Origin of the sequence: Micromonospora sicca (assembly GCF_003172935.1) — a bacterium.
Taxonomy (GTDB): Bacteria; Actinomycetota; Actinomycetes; order Mycobacteriales; family Micromonosporaceae; genus Micromonospora; species Micromonospora sicca.
Genome location: NZ_QGKS01000287.1, coordinates 1 through 20,192, shown reverse-complemented (window position 1 = coordinate 20,192; position 20,192 = coordinate 1). Strand labels below are relative to the sequence as shown.

Here is a 20,192-nt window from a genome sequence, read left to right as displayed (position 1 = left end):
AGATGTGTATAAGAGACAGGGTTCAGATGGTGCAGTTGATGAGGACGGGTTCGGGGTGGAGGGTGACGCCGAAGCGGTCGTGGACGGCGTCGCGGATCTCTCTCGCCAGGGCCACCAGGGCGGCGGTGCTGGCGGTGCCGCCGCGATTGGTGAGGGCGAGGGTGTGCTTGCTGGAGATGGCCACGCCCTCCGGGCCGGGGTGGCCCTTGACGAAGCCGGCCTTGTCGATCAGCCAGGCGGCGCTGACCTTGACCACGTCCCCGGCCCCGGGCCAGGCGGGCGGCTCGCCGAGGTCGGCGGCGCGCTCCCGGAGCAGCTCGTACGCCTCGAGTTCGAGAACCGGGTTGGTGAAGAACGAGCCGACCGACCAGGTGTCCGGGTCGGCGGCGTCGAGCACCATGCCCTTGCCGGCGCGCAGCCGCAGCACGGTCGCGCGGGCGTCGGCCAGCGGCACCTGGTCGCCCACCTCGACGCCGAGCGCCCGGGCCAGCTCGGCGTAACGCACCGGGCCGGAGAGCGGCGAGCGGGCCAGCCGGAAGTCGACCGAGAGCACCACCCAGCGGTCGCTGTACTTGAAGATGCTGCCCCGGTACACGAACCCGCAGTCCGCCGCGTCGATCCGGCCGACGCTGCCGTCGGTGCGGTCGTACACCTGGACGCCGGTGACGGTCTCCGCGACCTCCTGGCCGTACGCCCCGACGTTCTGGATCGGGGTCGCGCCGGCCGAGCCGGGAATGCCGGAGAGGCATTCCAGCCCCGACCAGCCGTTGGCCACGGTGGCGGCGACCAGGTCGTCCCAGGGCTCGCCGGCCTCGACCCGTACGGTGACCGTGTCTGCGTCCTCGCCGACCACCCGGAGGCCCCGGGAGCGGACCAGCACCACCGTGCCGGGGAAGCCCCGGTCGCCGATGACCACGTTGCTGCCGCCCGCGAGGATCAGGACCGGATCCTCCCGCCGTTCCGCCTCCTGCACCCTATGTACGATTTCATCGGCGCTGGTGGCGGTTTCCAACCGTCCGGCGGCGCCGCCGAGGCGGAGGGTGGTGTATCTGGCCAGGGTCGCCGGGTCGGTCGGGTCGGCTCCGGTCGTCGATTCGGCGTAGACGTCTGACACGTCTTTCACCCTAGGCTGAGGGGTAGCCGCGGCACCCACTGGTGGCCCGGTCACCCCCGGGAGGATTGCGATGAGCAGACTGCACGGCACCAAGGACTTCTGGATCGGCGCGCTGCGGACCGAGGGACCCGCCTTCGCCGCCGCCGTCGCCGAGGCACCCCCGGAGACACCGGTGCTCTCCTGTCCTGGCTGGACGGTCTCCGGCCTGACCCGCCACCTGGGCGGCGTCTACCAGTGGGTGCGCTCCTTCGTCACCTCCGGCTCGACGAACCTGCCGGCCCGGCCGGCCGCCGAGCTGCCCGCCGGGATGACTCCGCTCCAGTTCTGGCAGCAGGAGTACGACCAGCTGATGGCCCTCTTCGAGGGCCTGGACCCGGAGTCGCCGGCGTGGAACTGGGCGCCGCAGCCGAAGAAGGCGGGCTTCTGGCCGCGCCGGTTGGCGCACGAGACGGCGGTGCACCGGTGGGACGCCCAGCTCGCCATCGCCGCGGGCGGCCCGATCGAGGCGAAGCTCGCGGCCGACGGGGTGAGCGAGGTGCTGGACACCTGGCTGCCGGCGGGCCGGCGGCGGACGCCCGGCCAGTGGCACGGGGTGGTGCAGCTGACCGCCACGGACGCCGCCCAGAACTGGTACCTGCGGCTGCGCGGTGAGGGTGTTGCCCTGTTGGACACCGCCACCGTCTTCGGCCACGAGGAGCACCACGCCCGCGCCCAGGTGACCGCGACCGCCAGCGACCTGATGCTCGCCCTCTGGGGCCGGATCAGCTTCGACACCCTCGGGGTGACCGGCGACCGCGGCCTGCTCGACGGCCTGCGGGTCGGGTGAGCCGACGGCCCCCGGCACCCACCGGGGCTCGCACGACGCCACGCGGAGAGTGGCCTTCCCTCGTCGGAAGGCCACTCTTCGCCGTTCAGGGGTGCCCGCGGGACCGCCGACCCCTCGTGACAACGGTCTGAGAGCGCTCTCTTGACAGGAATCGGGGCAGGCAGCACCTTTCGTGAGAGCGCTCTCTGAATCAGCGGAACCACCTCCACCACCCGTACGACCTAGAGGGGTCAGATAAGAGATGGCTACCTTCACGCGCCGCCACCTGGCGGCGGTGGCCCTCGTCGCCACCACCGCACTGCTCGGCACCGCCGCCTGCGGCGGCGGGGACGACAAGTCCGCCGACGACGGGCCGGTCACGCTCACCGTCGACGTCTTCGGCCAGTTCGGCTACGACGAGCTGTACAAGGAGTACATGGCCAGCCACCCCGACGTGAAGATCGTGGAGCGGGGCACCGGCAGCAACCTCGACGAGTACTCGCCGAAGCTCACCCAGTGGCTGGCCGCGGGGAAGGGCGCCGGCGACATCGTCGCCATCGAGGAGGGCCTGCTGGTCGAGTACAAGGCCAACCCGCAGAACTTCGTCAACCTGCTGGACCACGGCGCCGCCGACCTCAAGGGCAACTTCCTCGAGTGGAAGTGGAACCAGGGCCTGACCGCCGACGGCAAGCAGTTGATCGGCCTCGGCACCGACGTCGGCGGCATGGCGATGTGCTACCGCAAGGACCTCTTCGCCAAGGCCGGCCTGCCCACCGACCGGGACGCCGTGTCCAAGCTCTGGCCGACCTGGCAGGACTACATCAAGGTCGGTGAGCAGTTCAAGGCGAAGAACACCGGCGCGGCGTTCCTGGACGCGGCGACCAACACCTTCAACACCATCCTGCTCCAGTCCGCCGGCAACGCGCAGGGCTACAGCTACTACGACACCGGCAACAACCTGGTGGTCGACAGCAACCCGGCCGTCAAGCAGGCGTACGACACCACCATGGACATCATCGACTCCGGCCTCTCCGGCAAGTACGGCTCCTGGTCCGAGGAGTGGGTGTCGGCGTTCAAGCAGTCGAAGTTCGCCACCATCGCCTGCCCGGCCTGGATGACCGGGGTCATCGAGGGCAACGCCGGCCCCGGCGCCAAGGGCAGGTGGGACATCGCGCAGGTGCCCGGCAACGGCGGCAACTGGGGCGGCTCCTTCCTCGCCGTGCCGAAGCAGAGCAGGCACCAGGCCGAGGCGATCGAGCTGGCCAAGTTCCTGACCAGCGCCAAGGGCCAGATCGGCGCCTTCAAGGCCAAGGGCCCGCTGCCGTCCTCGCCGCAGGCGCTGGAGGACCCGGCGATCGTCGACTCCGAGAACGCGTACTTTTCGGACGCGCCGGTCGGCAAGATCTTCGCCACCGGGGCCAAGAGCCTGAAGCCGGTCTACATGGGCCCGAAGAACCAGGCCGTCCGGACCGAGGTGGAGAACGCCGTCCGCACCGTGGAGCTGGGGCAGCGCAGCCCCGAGCAGGGCTGGACCGACGCGGTGAACAACGCCGAGAAGGCCGCCGCCAAGTAGCCCGAGCAGCCAGCCGCGCGGGCGGGCCCCGGTGACGGGGTGCCGCCCGCACGGCGGAAAGGAGTCACGGGCCATGGCCGTCCAGCTCGACGCCCGGCCGCCGGTCGCACCGGCGCACCGCACCCCCCGCACCGCCCGGGCCGCCCGGCTCAGCCGGTTCGACACCCGGTACTCGCCGTACCTCTACATCGCCCCGTTCTTCCTGCTCTTCGGGGTGTTCGGGATCTACCCGCTGATGTACACCTTCTGGGTCTCGCTGCACGACTGGGACCTGCTCGGCGCCGAGCACCCGTTCATCGGGCTCGACAACTACACCCCGCTGCTGGCCGACCCGGACTTCTGGCACGCGGTGGTCAACACCCTGGGCATCTTCGTCATCTCCACCGTCCCGCAGCTGCTCCTCGCGCTCTGGCTGGCCAACCTGCTCAACCGCCGGCTCCGGGCCCGGACCACCTGGCGGATGGCGGTGCTGATCCCGAACGTCACCTCGACCGCCGCCGTGGCGATCGTCTTCGCCGTGCTGTTCGGCCGCGACTTCGGCATGATCAACTGGCTGCTCGACCTCGTCGGCGTGGACGCGATCGACTGGAAGGCGAACCGGTTCGCCGCGTGGACCGCGATCTCGGCGATGGTCGACTGGCGGTGGACCGGTTACAACGCGCTGATCTTCCTGGCCGCCATGCAGGCCATCCCGCGCGACCTGTACGAGTCGGCCTCGATCGACGGCGCCGGCCGGTCCCGGCAGTTCTGGTCGATCACCGTGCCGCTGCTCAAGCCGACGATCGTCTTCGCGGTCATCATCTCCACCATCGGCGGGCTCCAGCTCTTCACCGAGCCCCGGCTCTTCAACTCCGGCACCAACGCGATCCGGGGCGGCCCGCTGCGCGAGTCGCAGACGGTGACCATGTACATGTTCGAGAACGCCTTCGCGCCGCACTACAACTTCGGCTACGGCTCGGCCATCGCCTGGCTGCTCTTCGCGCTGATCGCGGTGGTCGCGGCCGGCAACGTACTGCTCCTCCGCCGGCTCGGCGGCGGCGTCCGGAAGGAGGACGACTGATGTCCCGGATCTGGTCGGCCGGCCGGCTCACCTACCTGGCGTTGACCCTCACGGCAATCCTGTCGATCTTCCCGATCTACTGGATGTTCGTGGTGGCCAGCCGGACCAGCGACGCGATGGGACAGGTGCCACCGCCGGTCACCCCGGGCGGCAACCTCGGCGCCAACATCGCCCGGCTGTTCGCCAACACCGACGCCTACTTCGTCACCGGTCTGATCAACTCGGCGATCGTGGCCGGCACGGTCACCGTCTCGGTGGTCTTCTTCTCCACGCTCGCCGGGTTCGCCTTCGCGAAGCTGCGCTTCCGGGGACGCAACGCGCTGCTGCTGCTCGTCGTCGCCACCATGATGGTGCCGACCCAGCTCGGCGTCATCCCGCTGTACCTGCTGATGACCAGGCTGAACTGGAACGACCGGCTGCCGGCGGTGATCGTGCCGGCCCTGGTCACCGGGTTCGGGGTGTTCATGATGCGCCAGTACGCGGGCCAGGCGGTCAGCACCGAGCTGATCGAGGCCGCCCGAATGGACGGCTGCAACACCGCGCGGGTCTACTTCCACGTGGTGCTGCCCGCGCTGCGCCCCGCCGCCGCCGTGCTCGGCCTGCTCACCTTCATGACCACCTGGAACGACTTCCTCTGGCCGTACGCCGTCCTCAACGACCCGGAGAACCCCACCGTGCAGCTCTCCCTGCGGGCGCTGTCCGACGGCTACTACCAGGACATGTCGCAGGTGTTCACCGGGACGGCGATCGCGACCCTTCCGCTGTTGCTGGTCTTCGTCGTGTTCGGCCGCCAGATCATCGGCGGCATCATGGAAGGTGCGGTCAAGGCGTGAGCGGGAGGAGTGAGCTCCGGTTCCCCGAGAACTTCGTCTGGGGGGCGGCCACCGCGGCGTACCAGATCGAGGGTGCGGTCAGGGAGGACGGTCGCGGTCCGTCCATCTGGGACACCTTCAGCCGTACGCCGGGGAAGGTGTTCCAGGGGCACACCGGCGACGTCGCCTGCGACCACTACCACCGGTACGCCGACGACGTGGCCTTGATGGCGGAGCTGGGGCTCCGGACGTACCGCTTCTCGATCGCCTGGCCCCGGATCCAGCCGGACGGCACCGGCCCGGTCAACCCGCGCGGCCTGGACTTCTACGACCGGCTGGTGGACGCGCTGCTGAGCCGGGGCATCGACCCGTTCGTCACGCTCTACCACTGGGACCTGCCGCAGGCGCTCCAGGACCGGGGCGGCTGGACCAACCGGGAGACCGCCGAGCACTTCGCCGACTACGCGGTCGCCGTGCACGGCCGGCTCGGCGACCGGGTCCGCACCTGGACCACGCTGAACGAACCGTGGTGCTCGGCCTACCTGGGGTACGGCAACGGGATGCACGCCCCCGGCGAGCAGGACGCCGGGGCGGCCTTCCGCGCCGTACACCACCTGCTGCTTGGCCACGGCCTGGCGACCCGGGCGTTGCGCGCGGCCGGCGTGGCGACCCTCGGGATCACCCTCAACCCGGCGGACGTGCAGCCCGCCGACGCCGGCAGCGAGGCGGACGCCGCCGCGGTACGCCTGGTCGACGGCCTGCAGAACCGGATCTTCCTGGACCCGCTGACCGGCGCCGGCTACCCGGACGACGTGCTGGCGCAGGTCGCCCGGCACGTCGAGCCGACCTTCGTCCGGGCCGGAGACGAGAAGATCATCGCGGCCCCGATCGACCTGCTCGGCGTCAACTACTACTCGCCCACCTACGTCGCCGGGCGCGTGGGCGGGGCGGGCGGCAGCGCGTACCCGGGGACGGCGGGCGTGGTGGAGTTCCTGCCCCCGGTCGGGCCGCTCACCGAGATGGGCTGGTCGATCGAGCCGGCCGGGCTGACCCGGTTGCTGGAGCGGATCGGCGCCGACTACCCCGGACTGCCCCTGATGATCACCGAGAACGGTGGGGCGTTCCCGGACAAGACCGGCGCCGAGGACCCGGACGCGACCGGTCGGGTGGCCGACACCGACCGGGTGGCGTACCTCGACGGACACCTGCGCGCCGTGCATCGGGCGATCGCCCGAGGCGTGGACGTGCGCGGCTATCTCGTATGGTCGTTGCTGGACAACTTCGAATGGGCCGAGGGCTACCGGAAGCGGTTCGGGATCGTCCACGTCGACTACCTGACCCAGCGGCGCACACCGAAGGAGAGTGCCCGGTGGTACCAGGAGGTGATCTCCCGGAACGGGCTGTGACGAGGTGGTGGTGACGGGGATGACGACGGCACAACGACCGACCCTGGAGGCGGTGGCCCGACGGGCCGGGGTGTCCCGGGCCACGGTCTCCCGGGTGGTCAACGGCTCCACCACGGTCGCGGAATCGATCCGGGACGCGGTCCGCCGGGCGGTCGAGGAGCTGGGGTACGTGCCGAACCTGGCCGCCCGCAGCCTCGTCACCCAGCGGACCGACTCGGTCGCCCTGGTCATGCCCGAGGAGGCCACCCGGGTCTTCTCCGACGACCAGGTGTTCCCGGGCATCATCCGGGGGGTCAGCCAGGAGCTGGAGGCGGCCGACAAGCAGCTCGTGCTGATGCTGGCCGGGTCGCCGGCCGGGCACCAGCGGGTCGAGCGCTACACCACCGGTCGGCACGTCGACGGCGTGCTGTTCGCCTCGCTGCACGGCGAGGACCCGCTGCCGGGCACGCTGGCCCGGCTCGGCATTCCGGTGGTGTGCAGCGGCCGCCCCCTGGGCGGCGCCCAACTGCCGTACGTGGACGTGGACCACGTCGGCGGGGTGAGCCGGGCGGTGCGGCACCTGATCGAGGGCGGCCGGCGGCGGATCGCCACCATCGCCGGGCCGCAGGACATGGTGGCCGGGATCGAGCGGCTCGTCGGATACCGGGAGACGGTGGCCGACGCCGGGCTGCCGGAGCTGGTCGCGTTCGGCGACTTCACCCGGGAGTCCGGCGGGGCCGCCATGCGCCAGCTGCTCGCCGAGCACCCGGATCTGGACGCGGTCTTCGCCGCCTCCGACCTGATGGCGCACGCCGCCCTGCGTACCCTGCGGGAATCCGGGCGGCGGGTACCGGCCGACGTGGCGGTGATCGGTTTCGACGACATCGAGACCGCGGCGTACACCGAGCCGCCGCTGACCACGGTCCGGCAGCCGATAGTGGAACTGGGTCGGGCGATGACCCGGCAGCTGCTGCGGATCGCGGCGGGTGAGGACGTCGAGCAGGCGTTCATCCTGCCCACCGAGTTGATCGTCCGCGACTCCGCCTGACCGGGCGGTCCCGCCGATAACCCGTCGCGGTGCGCTGCGGTGGGCAGCTACGGTCGCCCGGTGACCGGCACCGTGCACCTGATCCACGCCCCCGAACTCTCCGATGTCGCCGAGTACGCCTACGCGGCTCGGGTCACCCCGCCGGCCCGGCTGGTCTTCACCGCCGGGGCCTGCCCGCTGGACGCCGCGGGCCGCACCGTCGCCCCCGGTGAGCCGGCCGCGCAGGCACGGCAGGTGATGGCCAACCTGGCGGCCGCGCTGGCCGCCGCCGGGGCGCGCCTCCCCGACGTCGTCAAGACCACCGTGTACGTCGCCACCACCGACCGGGCCGACCTGGTGGCCGTCTGGGAGGTGGTCCGGGACGCCTTCGGCGACCACGACCCGCCGAGCACGCTGCTGGGCGTGACCGTGCTGGGCTACCCGGACCAGCTCGTCGAGGTCGAGGCGGTCGCCGCCGTCCGCGAGGTGGGCTGATGCTGATCCGTGCCGCCCACCCTGACGACGCGCCCGCCGTCGTGGCGCTGCGTGCGCTGGTCTACCCGTACCTGGTGCGCGGGGTCGAGTCGACCCGCCAGATGATCGCCGAACCGCCGCCGGGCGAGGAGTGGACCGCGTTCGTGGCCGAGGTCGACGGCCGGGTGGCCGGCTGGGTGTCGGCCTACCGCAACGGCGGCACGTCGGAGGCGGACTTCGGCGAGGTCTCCCTGCTGCACGTCCACCCCGAGCAACGCGGCCGGGGCGTCGGCGGGGCGCTGCTGGCCGAGGCGCTCGGCCACCTTCGTCCGCTGGGCATCCGCCGGGTGCGGACCTGGGCGTTGACCGATTCGCTGCCGTTCGCCCGCCGGCACGGCTTCACGCCGAGCCGGGAGCTGCGCTACTCCGCGCTGGACCTGCGGGCGACGCCGCCGCTGCCGGACGCCCGGGACGGGGTACGGCTGCTGCCGCTGGCCGGGCTCGACCCGCGCCGGATGCACGCCGTCCACGTCGCGGCCGCCGCCGACGAGCCGGGCGACGCGCCCGCCGACGCGATCGGCTACGCGAGCTGGCGCTACGAGGTCTGGGACAACCTCGGGCTGGACCGGGAGGCCAGCACGGCCGTCGAGGTCGACGGGAACCTGGTCGCCTTCAGCCTGGTCAAGCGGGACGGCGACCGGATGTGGTCGGACATGACGGCCACCGTGCCGGCGTTCCGTGGCCGGGGGCTGGCCCGGCTGGCCAAGCTCGCCGCGCTGCACCACGCCCGCGCCCGCGGCGTCACCGTCGCCTACACCTCGAACGACGAGTCCAACGCCCCGATGCTCGCGATCAACGAGCGACTCGGCTATCGGCCGGTGGCCGCCCAGTGGTCCTGCCTGGCCGAACTGAGCTGAGCTGACGGGGAGGATGGACCGGGTCGGGGGCGGCGTGACCCGCCGGCTCAGCCGGCGGCGGCGACCCGCTCGGCGGTGGCGTACGTGTCGGGGTCGAAGAGGACCAGCCGGGCCTCGGTGACTCGCGCCGGGGTCACCGCGCGGAGCACGGTCAGCGCCTGGCGTACCGCGTCGTCGACCGGCCAGCCGTAGACGCCGGCGGAGATCAGCGGGAAGGCCACCATCGCGGCGCCCAGTTCGTCGGCGACCGCCAGGCTGTTCGCGTAGCAGTCCCGCAGCAGCGCCGACCGGTCCTCGCCGGCGGAGAAGACCGGGCCGACGGTGTGGATCACCCAGCGGGCGGGCAGGTCACCGGCGGTGGTGGCGACCGCCTGGCCGGTGGGCAGGCCCCGGCCGTAACGGGAGGCGCGCAGCGCCCGGCACTCCGCCAGGATCGCCGGCCCGCCCCTGCGGTGGATCGCCCCGTCCACTCCCCCGCCGCCGAGCAGCGAGGAGTTGGCCGCGTTGACGATCGCGTCGACCCGCTGGGCGGTGATGTCCCCCGCCACCAGGGTGATCTCCATGTCAGCGCTCCTCGATGGACTGGCCGAGCGACCGGCGGGCGAGCAGGGTGGCCCCGGCCACGGCGGCCGGCATGACCAGCACCGCGCCGAGCGGGATCAGGAAGCAGACGAAGACCGCCACGCCGAAGCCCAGCGCCGTGGGCCGGTCCGCCTTCAGCCGGGTGCGGCGGTCCGGCAGCCGCATGCCCCGCCGGTAGAAGGGCGCCCCGACCAGTTCCAGGGTGAGGAACCAGCCGCCCACCGCCGCCCCGATCACCGGTACGACGGTCTGCCCCACCACCGGGATGAACCCGGCCGCGAAGAGCGGTACGCCGACCAGCGCCGAGATCGCCACCAGTCGCAGCGAGTCGACGACGCTGCGGCGCAGCGACGCCCAGAACGGCACGTCGACCGCGCCCGGGGTGCCCCCGTACCGCTCCTCGACCCGCTCGGAGATCTTCTCGTAGAACGGGTCGCCGATGACCAGGGTGACCGCGGTGAAGGTGACCACCGCGAGCAGCCCGCCCAGCCCCAGGAAGGCCAGCCCGGCGATCACCCGGACCAGGCCGCGCGGCGTCGCCGACCAGTCGTCCGCGAACGGGGTGACCAGCGCGGCCAGGTCGTCCACGAAGTACACCAGGGTGGCGAAGGCGGCGAGGAAGAGCACGCCGGAGAGCAGTGCCGGGACGATGCCGAGCAGCATCAGCCCGGGGCTGCGGACGTAGAGGCCGAGGCCGCGCAGGAGCAGCCCGGCGCCGGCGAGGAACCGGCCGACGGCGCCGGTGACCGGGGCGGCGAGGCGGGGTGCGTTCACGACCGCAGAGCCTAACGGTCCCCCGGCCCCGCGCCGGGCGACCCGACGCGGGCAGGATGGACGGGTGCGCGCGTCCCGGCTGATCTCGCTGGTCCTGCTGCTCCAGTCCCGGGAGACGATGACCGCGACCGAGCTGGCCCGGGAACTGGAGGTCTCCGAGCGGACGGTCTACCGGGACGTGCTGGCGCTCTCCGCCGCCGGGGTGCCGGTCTACGCCGACCGGGGCCGGGCGGGCGGCTACCGGCTGCTCGGCGGCTACCGGACCCGGCTGACCGGGCTGACCCGGGACGAGGCGGAGGCGCTGTTCCTGTCCGGGCTGCCCGGCCCGGCCGGGGAGATGGGGCTCGCCGACGCGGTGGCCGCCGCCGAGCTGAAGGTGCTCGCCGCGCTGCCGCCGAGCCTGCGGGACGCGCCCGCCCGCACCGGCCAGCGGTTCCACCTCGACGTGCCGGGCTGGTTCCGGGAGGCGGAACCCCCGCGGTGGCTGACCGAGCTGGCCCGGGCGGTGTGGCGGGACCGGGTGGTCGAGCTGCGCTACCGGCGCGGTGACCGGGAGGTCAGCCGCACCGTGCAGCCGTACGGGCTGGTGTTGAAGAGCGGGGTCTGGTACCTGGTGGGCCGGGTCGGCGACGGGCACCGGACGTACCGGGTGGACCGCGTGGTCGGCGTCGAGGTGGGCGAGGAGACCTTCGCCCGGGACGAGGGCTTCGACCTGGGGGCGTACTGGCGGGAGCAGGCCGAGGCGTTCCTGCGCGGCATGCTGCGGGCCGAGGTCACCGTCCGGCTCAGCCCCGCCGGCCGGCGGGCGTTGCGGCACGTCGCGGAGGCCCCCTTCGCGTACGACGCAGCGGTGACCGGCGCGGGCGAGCCCGACGGGCAGGGCTGGATGCTGACCCGGCTGCCCGTCGAGTCCGTCCCGGTGGCGTACGACGTGCTGCTCCGGCTCGGTCCGGAGGTGGAGGTGCTCGACCCGCCGGAGCTGCGGGCGCGCTTCGCCGAGGCGGCCCGCCGGTCGGCGGCGCTCTACGCCGACGCGCCGGAGGGACCGGACGCCGGTCAGCGGTAGCCGGTGTCGTCCGCCGGCTTCCCGGCGGCCACCACCTCGTCGTGATAGCGCGACCAGTGCGGCCTCGTGCCGTCGAGGTCGGTGAAGCCGTACACCTGGGCCAGCCCGCCGCTGTCCACGGACCTCCCGGTCCAGCGGGCCCGGTCGGGGTCGGCGGCCAGGGCGACCACCGCCCGCCCGACGAACGCCGGCGTCTCGGACATGACGAAGTGCGGGTCCTTCGCCGCGCCGTCGCGCCAGTTGGCCTCGGTGACCCCGAAGTGCTCCAGCATCGCCTCGGAACGCAGCCACCCGGGGGTCAGCGCCACCGCCGTGCCGCCGTGCGGCGCCAGCTCGTGCGCCTGGGTGAAGGCGAGCCGGTTGACCGACACCTTGGCCAGGTCGTAGAAGACCGAGAGCCGGTAGGTGGAGTCGTTGTACTCCTTGGTGCCGTCGCCGATCTCGACCACCAGGCCGCCCGCGTTGCGGATCAGCAGCGGCAGCGCGAAGTGGCTGGTGATGATGTGGGTGTCCACGGCCAGCCGCAGGGTGCGGAAGCCCGCGTCGAGGGGCTGCTCCCAGACCGGCTTCTCCCAGGTGATCAGCGGGTCGGCGCCCCAGATGTCGTTGACCAGCACGTCGAGGCGGCCCTGCTCGGCGTCGATCCGCTCGACCAGCCGGCGTACCTGGTCGGGCTCCAGGTGGTCCACGGGCACGGCGATGCCGGTGCCGCCGGCGGCGGTGACCAGCTCGGCGGTCTCCTCGATGGTCTCCGGCCGGTCCAGCTCGGACCGGTGCTCGCGGGTGGTGCGGCCGGTGACGTAGACGGTGGCCCCGGCGGCGCCGAGCTGGACCGCGATCTGCCGGCCGGCGCCCCGGGTCGCCCCGGCGACGAGGGCGATCTTTCCTGTCAGCGGTGTCGTCATGCGCTCGACGGTGTCAGCAATACCTGACAGCCGAAGTCCGGTTTCCCGGGTGATCCTGGATCCGCCATGATGGCCGGCATGCACGTGCTGCTCTCCGGGATCGTCGGCTCGGTCGCCTACGGGCTGGCCGGCCCCGGCTCGGACGTGGACCGGCTCGGCGTCTACGCCGCGCCGACGGTGGCCTTCCACGGCCTGCGCCCGCCCCGGGAGTCGGTGGTCACCACCGAACCGGACGTCACCCTGCACGAGGCGGCCAAGTACTGCCGGCTCGCGCTGAGCGGCAACCCGACCGCGACCGAGCTGATGTGGCTGCCGGACGACTGCTACGAGACGCGGACGGAGCTCGGCGAGCGGCTGATCGCCGTCCGGTCGGCGTTCCTCAGCGCGCCCCGGGCCCGGGACGCCTATCTCGGGTACGCCACCCAGCAGTTCCGCAAGCTCACCACCCGGGACTCGTCGGTGGGCGGCCGGCGGCGCTCGGCGAAGCACGCCCGGCACCTGGCCCGCCTGTTGCAGCAGGGGCGGGTGCTCTACGCGACCGGGGTGCTGGAGATCCGACTGGCCGATCCGGAGTGGTTCCGGGCCTTCGGCGAACGGGTCGCCGGCGGGGCGCTGGACGAGGCGGAGGCGCTGGTCGCCGAGGCGGAGCGGGACTTCGACCGGATCCGCACCCCGCTGCCGGAGCGGCCCGACGAGGAGACCGTGGAGCGGTGGCTGCTCGACGTCCGGGCCGCCTTCCTGCCGCCGGAACTCGCCCGGCGCTGACCCGGTGCCGCGCCCCGGCCCCGACGGTCACCGCACGTCGGCCGCTGTGCTGGTCAGTCCGCCAGCCGGACGCGGACCCGGCGGTTGGCGCGGCCCTTGCTCTCCACCTTGACCACCTGGACCTTGCCGATCTGGGCGGTCGACGCGACATGCGTGCCGCCGTCGGCCTGGACGTCCAGGCCGACGATGTCGACGATCCGGACCTCCTGCTCGTCCGGCGGGATCAGGTTCGACTGGGTACGGATGATGTCCGGCAGGGCCAGCGCCTCGGCCCGGGGCAGCACCCGGACGGCGACCGACCGGTCGGCGGCCACCTCGGCGTTGACCAGTTCCTCGATCCGGCTCTTGAAGTCCGGCGGCACCTCGGGAAGGTTGAAGTCCATCCGGGCCGCACCGGGTTCCATGTTGCCGCCGGTGACCAGCGCGCCGAAGTCGCGGAACACCACGCCGCAGAGCACGTGCAGCCCCGAGTGGGTACGCATCAGCATCGTCCGGCGGTCGTCCGCCACGGCACCGGTGACCGTGGTGCCGGCCGGCGGCACGGGGTCACCCTCGGCGGGGATGAGATAGAGGTCGTCGCCCTTGCGGGTGCCGACGATCCGGGTCTGCACGCCCTGCCAGAGCAGCACCCCGTGGTCCGGCGGCTGCCCGCCGCCGCCGGGGTAGAAGGCCGACCGGTCCAGCACGATGCCCTGCTCGGGGTCGGCCGCCAGCACCGTGCACTCCCACTCGCGCAGGGTGGGATCGGCGAGGTCGAGTCGGTGGGTACGGCCGTGGTGTGTGACGCCCATGACAGGCGACGTTACCCGTTGAGGAACCCGGAGATCCGCTCCCGCAGGTCGGCGCGTTCCGACCAGAGCACGCCGGGGCGGTCGTAGACGTGCAGGGTGGCGTTCGGCAGCGCGGCGGCCAGTTCCTCGGCGACCGGCACCGGATGCAGGTCGTCTCCCGCACAGCCGATCACCAGCGCCGGGGCGGTGACCTGGGCGAGCACGGCCGCGTCTCGCAGCGGCGCCTGCTCGGGCAGGCTGGCCAGCCCGGGGGCGAGCCCGTCCCGGAGCAGCTGGTCCAGCCGCTGCCGCAGGTACGCCCACCCGGCCGGGGTGTTCCGCACGGCGGGCGGCAGCTCCGTCGAGACGACCTCGGCCAGGGCGGAGGCGTCCCCGCTCTCCACCGCGTCGAGCAGGTCGGTCAGGCGGGCCCGGGCCACCTCGCCGCGCGGCTGGTCCAGCACGGCGGGCAGGAAGAAGACCAGCTTCTCGAAGCGTTCCGGGCTCTCCACCAGCAGCCGGCAGAGCGCGCCGGCGCCCAGGCTGGCGCCGAAGGCCCGGGTGGCGCCGCCGAGGTCGGCGACGGCCCGCAGGTCGCGGGCCAGGTCCAGATAGGTCCACCGGCCGGGCGGCGACTCGGAGCGGCCGTGCCCGCGGAACTGGAAGAAGACCTTGCGGCCGGTGACCGCGCTGCCGAAGGGGCGGGTGGTGGCGATGCCGTTGCCCAGCCCGTGCGCGAACACCGTGACCGGGTCACCGGTGCCGGTGACCAGCCGCTCCAGCCGCACCCCGTGCGGGGTGGTGACCAGCTCGGTCTCCGGCTCCGGCAGCGCGGGACGGCCGGTGCGGGGCCCGCCCGGGCCGGGCCCCCAGGTGCGGGGACCGCCGTCCGGCGGCGGGGGCCAGCGGAAACCCCTCACCAGAAGCCTTTGCCGTCGTGCAGGTCGCGCAGCCCGACCCGGACGTCGAGCAGGTAGATCAGACCGGCCGCGATGCCGATCAGGGTGAAGATGCTCAGGACGCCGCCCCCGACGCCGAGCAGGGTCAGCACCAGGCAGACCGCGAGGATGGCGATCCAGCCGCCCTTGGGCAGGGTGCCGATCGCGGCGAACGCGTCGGAGCGCTGGGTGATGGCGTGCACCAGGGCCACGCCCTCGATGACCAGGGCGAAGACGAGCAGGATCAGCTCGATCACATAGCGGACTTCGTACGCGAAGATCGGCGCGGCGTTTGCCATGTCGGCAAGCTTATGCCGACGGCCCCGGAAACGTCCCGCAGGACGCTTCCGGGGCCGTCGATCCAGGCTCGACTACTCGGCGGCCGGACGGGTCCGCTTGGTGGCCTTCGGCAGCTTCGCCGACGGGGTGGCGGCCGGCTTGGCGGTCGCGGCCTTCGTGGCGGTGGCCTTGGTGGCCCGGGTCCGCGGGGTCTTGGCGGCGGCCGGCTTGGCCTCGACGACCTCGGCAACGTCGGCCGGGGTCGGCGCCTCGACCGGGGCGGCCGGAGTGGTGGTCGCGGCCGGCGCGGCCTCCGTCGCCTCGATGTCCGCGTTCACCGTGTCGGCGGCCTCCAGCACGCCGGCGCCGACGACCCGCTCGCCACGGGCGACCAGCTCGGCGTACGCGGCCAGGGCCCGCACCTGCGCGGCCTGCGCGCCGGCCAGGGCGCGCTCCTGCGCGGCCTCGGCGGCGGACAGCACGGCGGCGGCGTTCCGGGTGGCGGCCCCACGGAGCTTGTCCAGGTCGAGGTCGGTCGGGACGGCCTTCTCCCGCAGCCCGGCCGCGGTCAGGTTCGCGGTCTTCAGCGTCTCGGTGGCCTTCTGGCGCAGCTCGAAGCCGGTGACGACGGCTTTGCCGCCGAGGTCGGCGACGACCTTGGTGCCGAGGTCGGAGACCACGGTCGGGAGCTTGCGCAACTGCTGCAGGGCCAGCTCACCGGCGCCGGCGGCGGCGTAGAGCGGGGCGGGGATGCGGTTGGTCTTCGGCTGGGTCATGACTTCTCCTCCTCGGCCGCACCGGCGGCCTTCGGCGCGGTCTTCTTCTGACGGGCGGTGCTGGTCGTCGGGGCGGGTGCGGGGCCCGCCTCGGTGACGGCGACCGACTCGAGGACCGCCTCGGTCGGGGTACCGTCCGGCGCCACGGTGCCCGGCGCCTCCGGGGCCTCGGCGGGCCCGGTGGCGGACGGCGCCGCGGGCTCGGCGACGGTGTTCGCGGCGGCGGTGGCCTCCGCGATCCGCGCGTTCTCCCGGCGGAACGTCTCGTAGATCTGGGTGAGCGACTGCTTCTGCGCCATGGTCAGCTCGGGGTCGACGGCGATGGCCGCGAGCACCCCCTGGCCTTCCTTGTCGTCCAGCAGCCCGGCCCGCAGGTACATCGCCGGGGTGGAGACGCGCAGCGCGCTGGCCAGTTGCTGCAGCACCTCGGCGCTCGGCTTGCGCAGGCCGCGCTCGATCTGGCTGAGATACGGGTTGCTGACGCCGGCCTGCTCGGCGAGCTGCCGCAGCGAGATCTTCGCGTTGCGGCGCAGATCGCGAATGAACCCGCCGACGTCGGGAAGGTCCTTGCTGGTGGCCATGACTCGACGCTAGCCCGGGGTGCTAGCAACTGCAAGCAAAGCGCTAACCGGAGTTAGCAAGGTCTCAGATCGACTGTTGCGCGCCCGGTGTCCGGTACGTACCGTCCTGGGGTGACCAAGATCGAAGTCAACGGCGCCCTGCTCGCGTACGACGAGGCCGGGACGGGGACGCCCGTGCTGCTGCTGCACGCCGGCATCGCCGACCGGAGGATGTGGCGGGAGCAGATCCCCGCGCTCGCCGCCCGGCACCGGGTCGTCGCCCTCGACCTGCGCGGCTACGGCGACTCCGAGCTGCCGCCGGCCCCCTTCGCCCACCACGAGGACGTGGTCGGCGCGCTGGACGCGCTCGGCCTCGACCGGGCCGCCCTGGTCGGGTGCTCGTTCGGCGGCAAGGTCGCCGTGGACACCGCCCTGGCCCATCCGGAGCGGGTCTCGGCGCTGGCCCTCTTCGGCGCCCCGGTGTCCGGCAGCGAATGGTCGGAGGAGACCGAGCAGCTCTGGGAGACCCTGGTCGGCGAGGTGGACCCGGCGGACTTCGCCGCGTCCGCCGCCGGCGAGGTGCGGTTCTGGGTGGTCGGCCCGGCCCGCCGGCCCGAGGACGTGGACCCGGAGCTGATCCGGTTCGCCCAGGAGATGGACCAGCGGGCGCTCGCCGCCGAACTGGCGTTGAGCGCCGTCGAGGTCGGTGAACTCGACCCGCCGGCGATCGACCGGCTGGGCGAGCTGCGGATGCCGGTGCTGGTCGGGGCCGGCGCGGCGGACGTGCCGGACATCAGCCGGCTCGCCGACCGCATCGCCGCCGAGGCACCCCACGGCGTACGCCTGCCCGACGTCCCGGACGCCGGCCACCTGCTGCCGCTGGAACGCCCCGGGCCGGTCAACGCCGCCCTGCTCGACTTCCTGCCATGACCGCCTCGCCGGCCGGTTCCGCCGCGACCGGGCGCCCGACCGGCGTGTCGCCGCCTCAGCGTCACCTGCCCGGACAGCGTCATGACTGTCAGGCATAAATATGCCTGACAGTCATGTCGCCCAGTCCGGTGACCAGTACCGGACGGCCCACCGGACGGACGGGGACGCGGCACCCGCCACCGGACGGGAGGAAGGTCGTACCGTGAAGGGGCCCCCGGACGGGCGCCACGCCGCGCCCGCCGGCGCCCGCCGCCGGGCGGCCGGGGCAGGCCGGGGCGCGTGGGGTCACCAGACGGCGCGGACCGCCCCGACCGGGAGGCCGCCACCGAGCAGCGGCACGTCGGCGTACTCGGTCAGGACCGGAGCATCGACGCCGAGCCGGCGCAGCGCGGAGACCAGCACGGGCATCCGGGCGCGGGCCGCGCCGTCGTCGATCTTGAGGGCGACCGCGCCGATCCCGGGGACGGCCGCGGCGATGACGCCCTCGGCGCCGACCTTGGCCAGGAGGCCGGGTACGCCCCGCATCAGCCGGGTGTCGTCGGCCTGGGTGCCGCCCACCAGTTCCGGGAACGCCCGCATCGCGTCGGCCACGGTCCGCTCGACGGTGCCCGGCTCGGCCGAGACCAGCCGCAGGTACGCCCGGGCCAGCCCGGTCAGCGAGACGGCGAGCACCGGCGCGCCACAACCGTCGACCCCGACCGCCGCCGCCTCCTCGCCGGTGAACTCCTCGATCGCGGCGGTCAACCGCCGCTGCAACGGGTGGTCGGGCCGCCAGTACCCGTTCAGCGGCCAGCCGGCCGCCAGGCAGGTCAACAGCATTCCGGTGTGCTTGCCGGAGCAGTTCATCTGGATCCGCCTCGGCCCGCCGCCGGCCCGCAGCACGGCCTCCCGGGCCGCGTCGCCCACCGGCAGGTCGGGCGGGCAGTGCAGCGCCGTCTCGTCGAGCCCGCCGCGGCGGAGCAGCGCGCCGACCCGTTCCAGGTGGAACTCCTCGCCGGCGTGGCTGGCCGAGACCAGCGCCACGTCCGCCGGGTCGGTCAACGGCAGGCCGGCGCGGAGCATCCCGATCGCCTGCATCGGCTTGCTGGACGAGCGCGGGAAGATCGGGGAGACCCCGTCCCCAGCGCCGGCCACCACCGCGCCGGCCGCGTCCAGCACCACCACCGAGCCGCGGTGCAGCCCCTCCACGAAGCCGGACCGGACCACCTCGACGAGCGGCACGCCGCCCTCGTACGTCTTTCCCACGAGGTGGACGGTACCGACGGGCCCGGCGACCCCGGCACCCGGGTGACCAGCGGCGTCGACCGCCGGCGTACAGGGGTGCCGGGCCGGAGCGGGCTTACAGGCCGAGCAGCTGCCGGGCCTCGGCGGCGGTCAGCGGCGGACGCTGGGCGAGCTGGGCGAAGCCGACGGCCCGGGCGACGAGCTGCATGTTGGACTCCACCGGCCGGCCCTTGGCGTACGTCACGGTGTCCTCCATGCCGACCCGCAGGTGCCCGCCGGTCGACAGCGAGGCGAGCATGACCGGGATGGTGCTGCGCCCGATGCCGGTCGCCGAGAAGGTGGTCCCCTCCGGCAGGTCACGGAGCATCTGCTGGGCGGCGACCAGCGTCGCGGTGGTGCCCGGCATCCCGCCCGGCACGCCCATCACGAAGTCGACGTGCACGTGCCCGCCGTGCGGCAGGCCGTACTTGCCGAGCAGCCGCTGGAGGGCGGTCAGGTGGCCGAGCTCGAAGATCTCGTACTCCGGCACGATGCCCTTCTCCTGCATCCGGGTGTGCAGGTCGACGATGAACTCCCAGCGGTTGAGGAAGACGTCGTCGCCGAAGTTGACCGTGCCCATGGTGCAGGAGGCCATGTCCGGCCCGGCGTCCAGCACGGCCAGCCGGGCCGACTCCGGGTCGGTCACCGCGCCCCCGGAGGAGAGCTGCACGATCAGGTCGGTGCTCTCCCGCAGCGCGGAAACCGTCGCCCGCAGCCGCCCCTGGTCCAGGGTGGGCTTCGCCTCGTCGTCCCGGATGTGGACGTGGATCACGGCGGCGCCGAGCGCCTCGCACTCCTTGGCGGTCAACAGCAGCTCGTCGAGGGTCACCGGCAGCGCCGGCACCTCCGCCTTGGCCGACTCCGCGCCGGTGGGGGCAACCGTGATCAACGTCCCTGTCGTCATGCCGGGATCCTAGACGGCCCGCCCACCTCCAGTCGACGGCTGACGCGCGTCGTGAAGGAAGATTCGCGTATTGCTGGCCGCGAAAAAGGAAACCTTCCCGCGATACGGGGGTCGGTGCGGCACCCTTACGCCGGGTCGATGGCGGCGGCGGTCTCACCCACCAGCAGCCGGGCGTCGTCGGGCACGTTCCGCTTCAGCACCGCGAGGGCGACCTGGCCCAGCTCGTAGTGGTGCACGGCGGTGCCGACGAAACCGACCGCCCGGCCGTCCAGGGTCACCGGCGTGCCGGCGGCCGGGGGCTGGTCGGTGGTCACCCCGTCCAGGTGCAGCAGGACGAGGCGACGCGGCGGCTTCCCCATGTTGTGCACCCGGGCCACCGTCTCCTGGCCCCGGTAGCAGCCCTTGTCCAGGTGGACGGCCGGACCGATCAGGCCGACCTCGGCCGGGATGGTCCGGTGGTCGGTGTCCACCCCGACCCGGGCCCGCCGGGCGGCCACCCGCACCGCCTCGTAC

Annotated in this window: 23 protein-coding genes; 11 read left to right on the top strand and 12 right to left on the bottom strand. The window is 73.3% G+C overall.

Annotated features, from left to right (window positions below; all coding sequences use genetic code 11):
• Window positions 1-22: 22 nt before the first annotated feature.
• Window positions 23-1,114, bottom strand: a complete 1,092-nt coding sequence (locus DKT69_RS23660; RefSeq protein WP_109803700.1) for a UDP-N-acetylmuramate dehydrogenase — start codon at window positions 1,112-1,114, stop codon at window positions 23-25.
• A 70-nt stretch (window positions 1,115-1,184) separates the two neighbouring features.
• On the opposite strand from DKT69_RS23660, the gene DKT69_RS23655 reads away from it, so the two are divergent.
• The 8 genes from DKT69_RS23655 (at window position 1,185) to DKT69_RS23620 (ending at window position 9,167) form a co-directional block, all read left to right on the top strand.
• Window positions 1,185-1,940, top strand: coding sequence for a maleylpyruvate isomerase family mycothiol-dependent enzyme (locus DKT69_RS23655; protein WP_109803699.1), 756 nt, complete (start codon window positions 1,185-1,187; stop codon window positions 1,938-1,940).
• A 241-nt stretch (window positions 1,941-2,181) separates the two neighbouring features.
• Entirely contained in the window at window positions 2,182-3,492 is a 1,311-nt protein-coding gene (locus DKT69_RS23650) for an ABC transporter substrate-binding protein (protein WP_109803698.1), read from the top strand.
• Between the two features lie 73 nt (window positions 3,493-3,565).
• A complete protein-coding gene (locus DKT69_RS23645) occupies window positions 3,566-4,552 on the top strand; it encodes a carbohydrate ABC transporter permease (RefSeq protein WP_109803697.1) in 987 nt (328 codons plus the stop codon).
• Window positions 4,552-5,385, top strand: coding sequence for a carbohydrate ABC transporter permease (locus tag DKT69_RS23640; RefSeq protein ID WP_109803696.1), 834 nt, complete (start codon window positions 4,552-4,554; stop codon window positions 5,383-5,385). Before DKT69_RS23645 ends, DKT69_RS23640 begins: the two co-directional genes overlap by 1 nt.
• Window positions 5,382-6,770: a GH1 family beta-glucosidase gene (locus DKT69_RS23635; protein WP_109803695.1), complete on the top strand. Its 1,389-nt coding sequence runs from the start codon at window positions 5,382-5,384 to the stop codon at window positions 6,768-6,770. The genes DKT69_RS23640 and DKT69_RS23635 overlap by 4 nt, the downstream gene beginning before the upstream one ends.
• A 19-nt stretch (window positions 6,771-6,789) precedes the next feature.
• On the top strand, window positions 6,790-7,797 hold the full coding sequence (locus DKT69_RS23630; protein WP_109803694.1) for a LacI family DNA-binding transcriptional regulator: 1,008 nt from the start codon (window positions 6,790-6,792) through the stop codon (window positions 7,795-7,797).
• A 72-nt stretch (window positions 7,798-7,869) separates the two neighbouring features.
• Window positions 7,870-8,271: a RidA family protein gene (locus DKT69_RS23625; protein WP_438361863.1), complete on the top strand. Its 402-nt coding sequence runs from the start codon at window positions 7,870-7,872 to the stop codon at window positions 8,269-8,271.
• Complete coding sequence (locus DKT69_RS23620) at window positions 8,271-9,167, top strand: GNAT family N-acetyltransferase (RefSeq protein WP_109803693.1); 897 nt, start codon at window positions 8,271-8,273, stop codon at window positions 9,165-9,167. The genes DKT69_RS23625 and DKT69_RS23620 overlap by 1 nt, the downstream gene beginning before the upstream one ends.
• Before the next feature lie 47 nt (window positions 9,168-9,214).
• On the opposite strand, the gene DKT69_RS23615 is transcribed toward DKT69_RS23620, so the two are convergent.
• Window positions 9,215-9,730 (bottom strand): O-acetyl-ADP-ribose deacetylase, encoded by a 516-nt coding sequence (locus tag DKT69_RS23615; RefSeq protein WP_109803692.1) that lies wholly within the window; start codon window positions 9,728-9,730, stop codon window positions 9,215-9,217.
• A gap of 1 nt (window position 9,731) precedes the next feature.
• The gene (locus tag DKT69_RS23610) at window positions 9,732-10,523 is read right to left on the bottom strand and encodes an EI24 domain-containing protein (protein ID WP_109803691.1); all 792 of its coding nucleotides are present in this window, start codon (window positions 10,521-10,523) and stop codon (window positions 9,732-9,734) included.
• Between the two features lie 64 nt (window positions 10,524-10,587).
• Between DKT69_RS23610 and DKT69_RS23605 the strand changes: the two genes are divergently transcribed.
• Window positions 10,588-11,589 (top strand): helix-turn-helix transcriptional regulator, encoded by a 1,002-nt coding sequence (locus DKT69_RS23605; protein WP_109803690.1) that lies wholly within the window; start codon window positions 10,588-10,590, stop codon window positions 11,587-11,589.
• Here DKT69_RS23605 and DKT69_RS23600 read toward each other — a convergent pair.
• Window positions 11,580-12,494 (bottom strand): SDR family oxidoreductase, encoded by a 915-nt coding sequence (locus DKT69_RS23600; RefSeq protein ID WP_109803689.1) that lies wholly within the window; start codon window positions 12,492-12,494, stop codon window positions 11,580-11,582. The two genes, DKT69_RS23605 and DKT69_RS23600, sit on opposite strands and share 10 nt — an antisense overlap.
• Window positions 12,495-12,572: 78 nt before the next feature.
• Between DKT69_RS23600 and DKT69_RS23595 the strand changes: the two genes are divergently transcribed.
• On the top strand, window positions 12,573-13,259 hold the full coding sequence (locus DKT69_RS23595; RefSeq protein ID WP_109803701.1) for a nucleotidyltransferase domain-containing protein: 687 nt from the start codon (window positions 12,573-12,575) through the stop codon (window positions 13,257-13,259).
• A 53-nt stretch (window positions 13,260-13,312) separates the two neighbouring features.
• Here the strand turns inward: DKT69_RS23595 and DKT69_RS23590 are convergent, their stop codons facing one another.
• The 5 genes from DKT69_RS23590 to DKT69_RS23570 form a co-directional block, all read right to left on the bottom strand.
• Window positions 13,313-14,050, bottom strand: a complete 738-nt coding sequence (locus DKT69_RS23590) for an alanyl-tRNA editing protein (protein WP_109803688.1) — start codon at window positions 14,048-14,050, stop codon at window positions 13,313-13,315.
• 11 nt (window positions 14,051-14,061) lie between these two features.
• On the bottom strand, window positions 14,062-14,949 hold the full coding sequence (locus DKT69_RS23585) for an alpha/beta fold hydrolase (protein WP_109803687.1): 888 nt from the start codon (window positions 14,947-14,949) through the stop codon (window positions 14,062-14,064).
• Window positions 14,946-15,266, bottom strand: a complete 321-nt coding sequence (locus tag DKT69_RS23580) for a DUF2516 family protein (RefSeq protein ID WP_109803686.1) — start codon at window positions 15,264-15,266, stop codon at window positions 14,946-14,948. The genes DKT69_RS23585 and DKT69_RS23580 overlap by 4 nt, the downstream gene beginning before the upstream one ends.
• A 72-nt stretch (window positions 15,267-15,338) precedes the next feature.
• Complete coding sequence (locus tag DKT69_RS23575; protein ID WP_109803685.1) at window positions 15,339-16,022, bottom strand: hypothetical protein; 684 nt, start codon at window positions 16,020-16,022, stop codon at window positions 15,339-15,341.
• Entirely contained in the window at window positions 16,019-16,603 is a 585-nt protein-coding gene (locus tag DKT69_RS23570) for a helix-turn-helix domain-containing protein (protein WP_109803684.1), read from the bottom strand. The genes DKT69_RS23575 and DKT69_RS23570 overlap by 4 nt, the downstream gene beginning before the upstream one ends.
• Before the next feature lie 111 nt (window positions 16,604-16,714).
• Between DKT69_RS23570 and DKT69_RS23565 the strand changes: the two genes are divergently transcribed.
• On the top strand, window positions 16,715-17,512 hold the full coding sequence (locus tag DKT69_RS23565; RefSeq protein ID WP_201749825.1) for an alpha/beta fold hydrolase: 798 nt from the start codon (window positions 16,715-16,717) through the stop codon (window positions 17,510-17,512).
• 285 nt (window positions 17,513-17,797) lie between these two features.
• Here DKT69_RS23565 and DKT69_RS23560 read toward each other — a convergent pair whose 3' ends face one another.
• The 3 genes from DKT69_RS23560 to ygfZ form a co-directional block, all read right to left on the bottom strand.
• Window positions 17,798-18,757, bottom strand: coding sequence for an asparaginase (locus DKT69_RS23560; RefSeq protein ID WP_109803682.1), 960 nt, complete (start codon window positions 18,755-18,757; stop codon window positions 17,798-17,800).
• A 94-nt stretch (window positions 18,758-18,851) separates the two neighbouring features.
• Window positions 18,852-19,679, bottom strand: coding sequence for a beta-keto acid cleavage family enzyme (locus tag DKT69_RS23555; protein WP_109803681.1), 828 nt, complete (start codon window positions 19,677-19,679; stop codon window positions 18,852-18,854).
• 125 nt (window positions 19,680-19,804) lie between these two features.
• Window positions 19,805-20,192: CAF17-like 4Fe-4S cluster assembly/insertion protein YgfZ (gene ygfZ / locus DKT69_RS23550; RefSeq protein ID WP_368666270.1), on the bottom strand; the 388-nt coding region annotated here is incomplete at its 5' end.

Coding starts and splice junctions, on each gene's coding strand:
- DKT69_RS23655 (WP_109803699.1), top strand. CDS start 1,185: ATGAGCAGACTGCACGGCACCAAGGACTTCTGGATCGGCGCGCTGCGG.
- DKT69_RS23650 (WP_109803698.1), top strand. CDS start 2,182: ATGGCTACCTTCACGCGCCGCCACCTGGCGGCGGTGGCCCTCGTCGCC.
- DKT69_RS23645 (WP_109803697.1), top strand. CDS start 3,566: ATGGCCGTCCAGCTCGACGCCCGGCCGCCGGTCGCACCGGCGCACCGC.
- DKT69_RS23640 (WP_109803696.1), top strand. CDS start 4,552: ATGTCCCGGATCTGGTCGGCCGGCCGGCTCACCTACCTGGCGTTGACC.
- DKT69_RS23630 (WP_109803694.1), top strand. CDS start 6,790: ATGACGACGGCACAACGACCGACCCTGGAGGCGGTGGCCCGACGGGCC.
- DKT69_RS23620 (WP_109803693.1), top strand. CDS start 8,271: ATGCTGATCCGTGCCGCCCACCCTGACGACGCGCCCGCCGTCGTGGCG.
- DKT69_RS23615 (WP_109803692.1), bottom strand. CDS start 9,730: ATGGAGATCACCCTGGTGGCGGGGGACATCACCGCCCAGCGGGTCGAC.
- DKT69_RS23600 (WP_109803689.1), bottom strand. CDS start 12,494: ATGACGACACCGCTGACAGGAAAGATCGCCCTCGTCGCCGGGGCGACC.
- DKT69_RS23595 (WP_109803701.1), top strand. CDS start 12,573: ATGCACGTGCTGCTCTCCGGGATCGTCGGCTCGGTCGCCTACGGGCTG.
- DKT69_RS23590 (WP_109803688.1), bottom strand. CDS start 14,050: ATGGGCGTCACACACCACGGCCGTACCCACCGACTCGACCTCGCCGAT.
- DKT69_RS23580 (WP_109803686.1), bottom strand. CDS start 15,266: ATGGCAAACGCCGCGCCGATCTTCGCGTACGAAGTCCGCTATGTGATC.
- DKT69_RS23575 (WP_109803685.1), bottom strand. CDS start 16,022: ATGACCCAGCCGAAGACCAACCGCATCCCCGCCCCGCTCTACGCCGCC.
- DKT69_RS23570 (WP_109803684.1), bottom strand. CDS start 16,603: ATGGCCACCAGCAAGGACCTTCCCGACGTCGGCGGGTTCATTCGCGAT.
- DKT69_RS23555 (WP_109803681.1), bottom strand. CDS start 19,679: ATGACGACAGGGACGTTGATCACGGTTGCCCCCACCGGCGCGGAGTCG.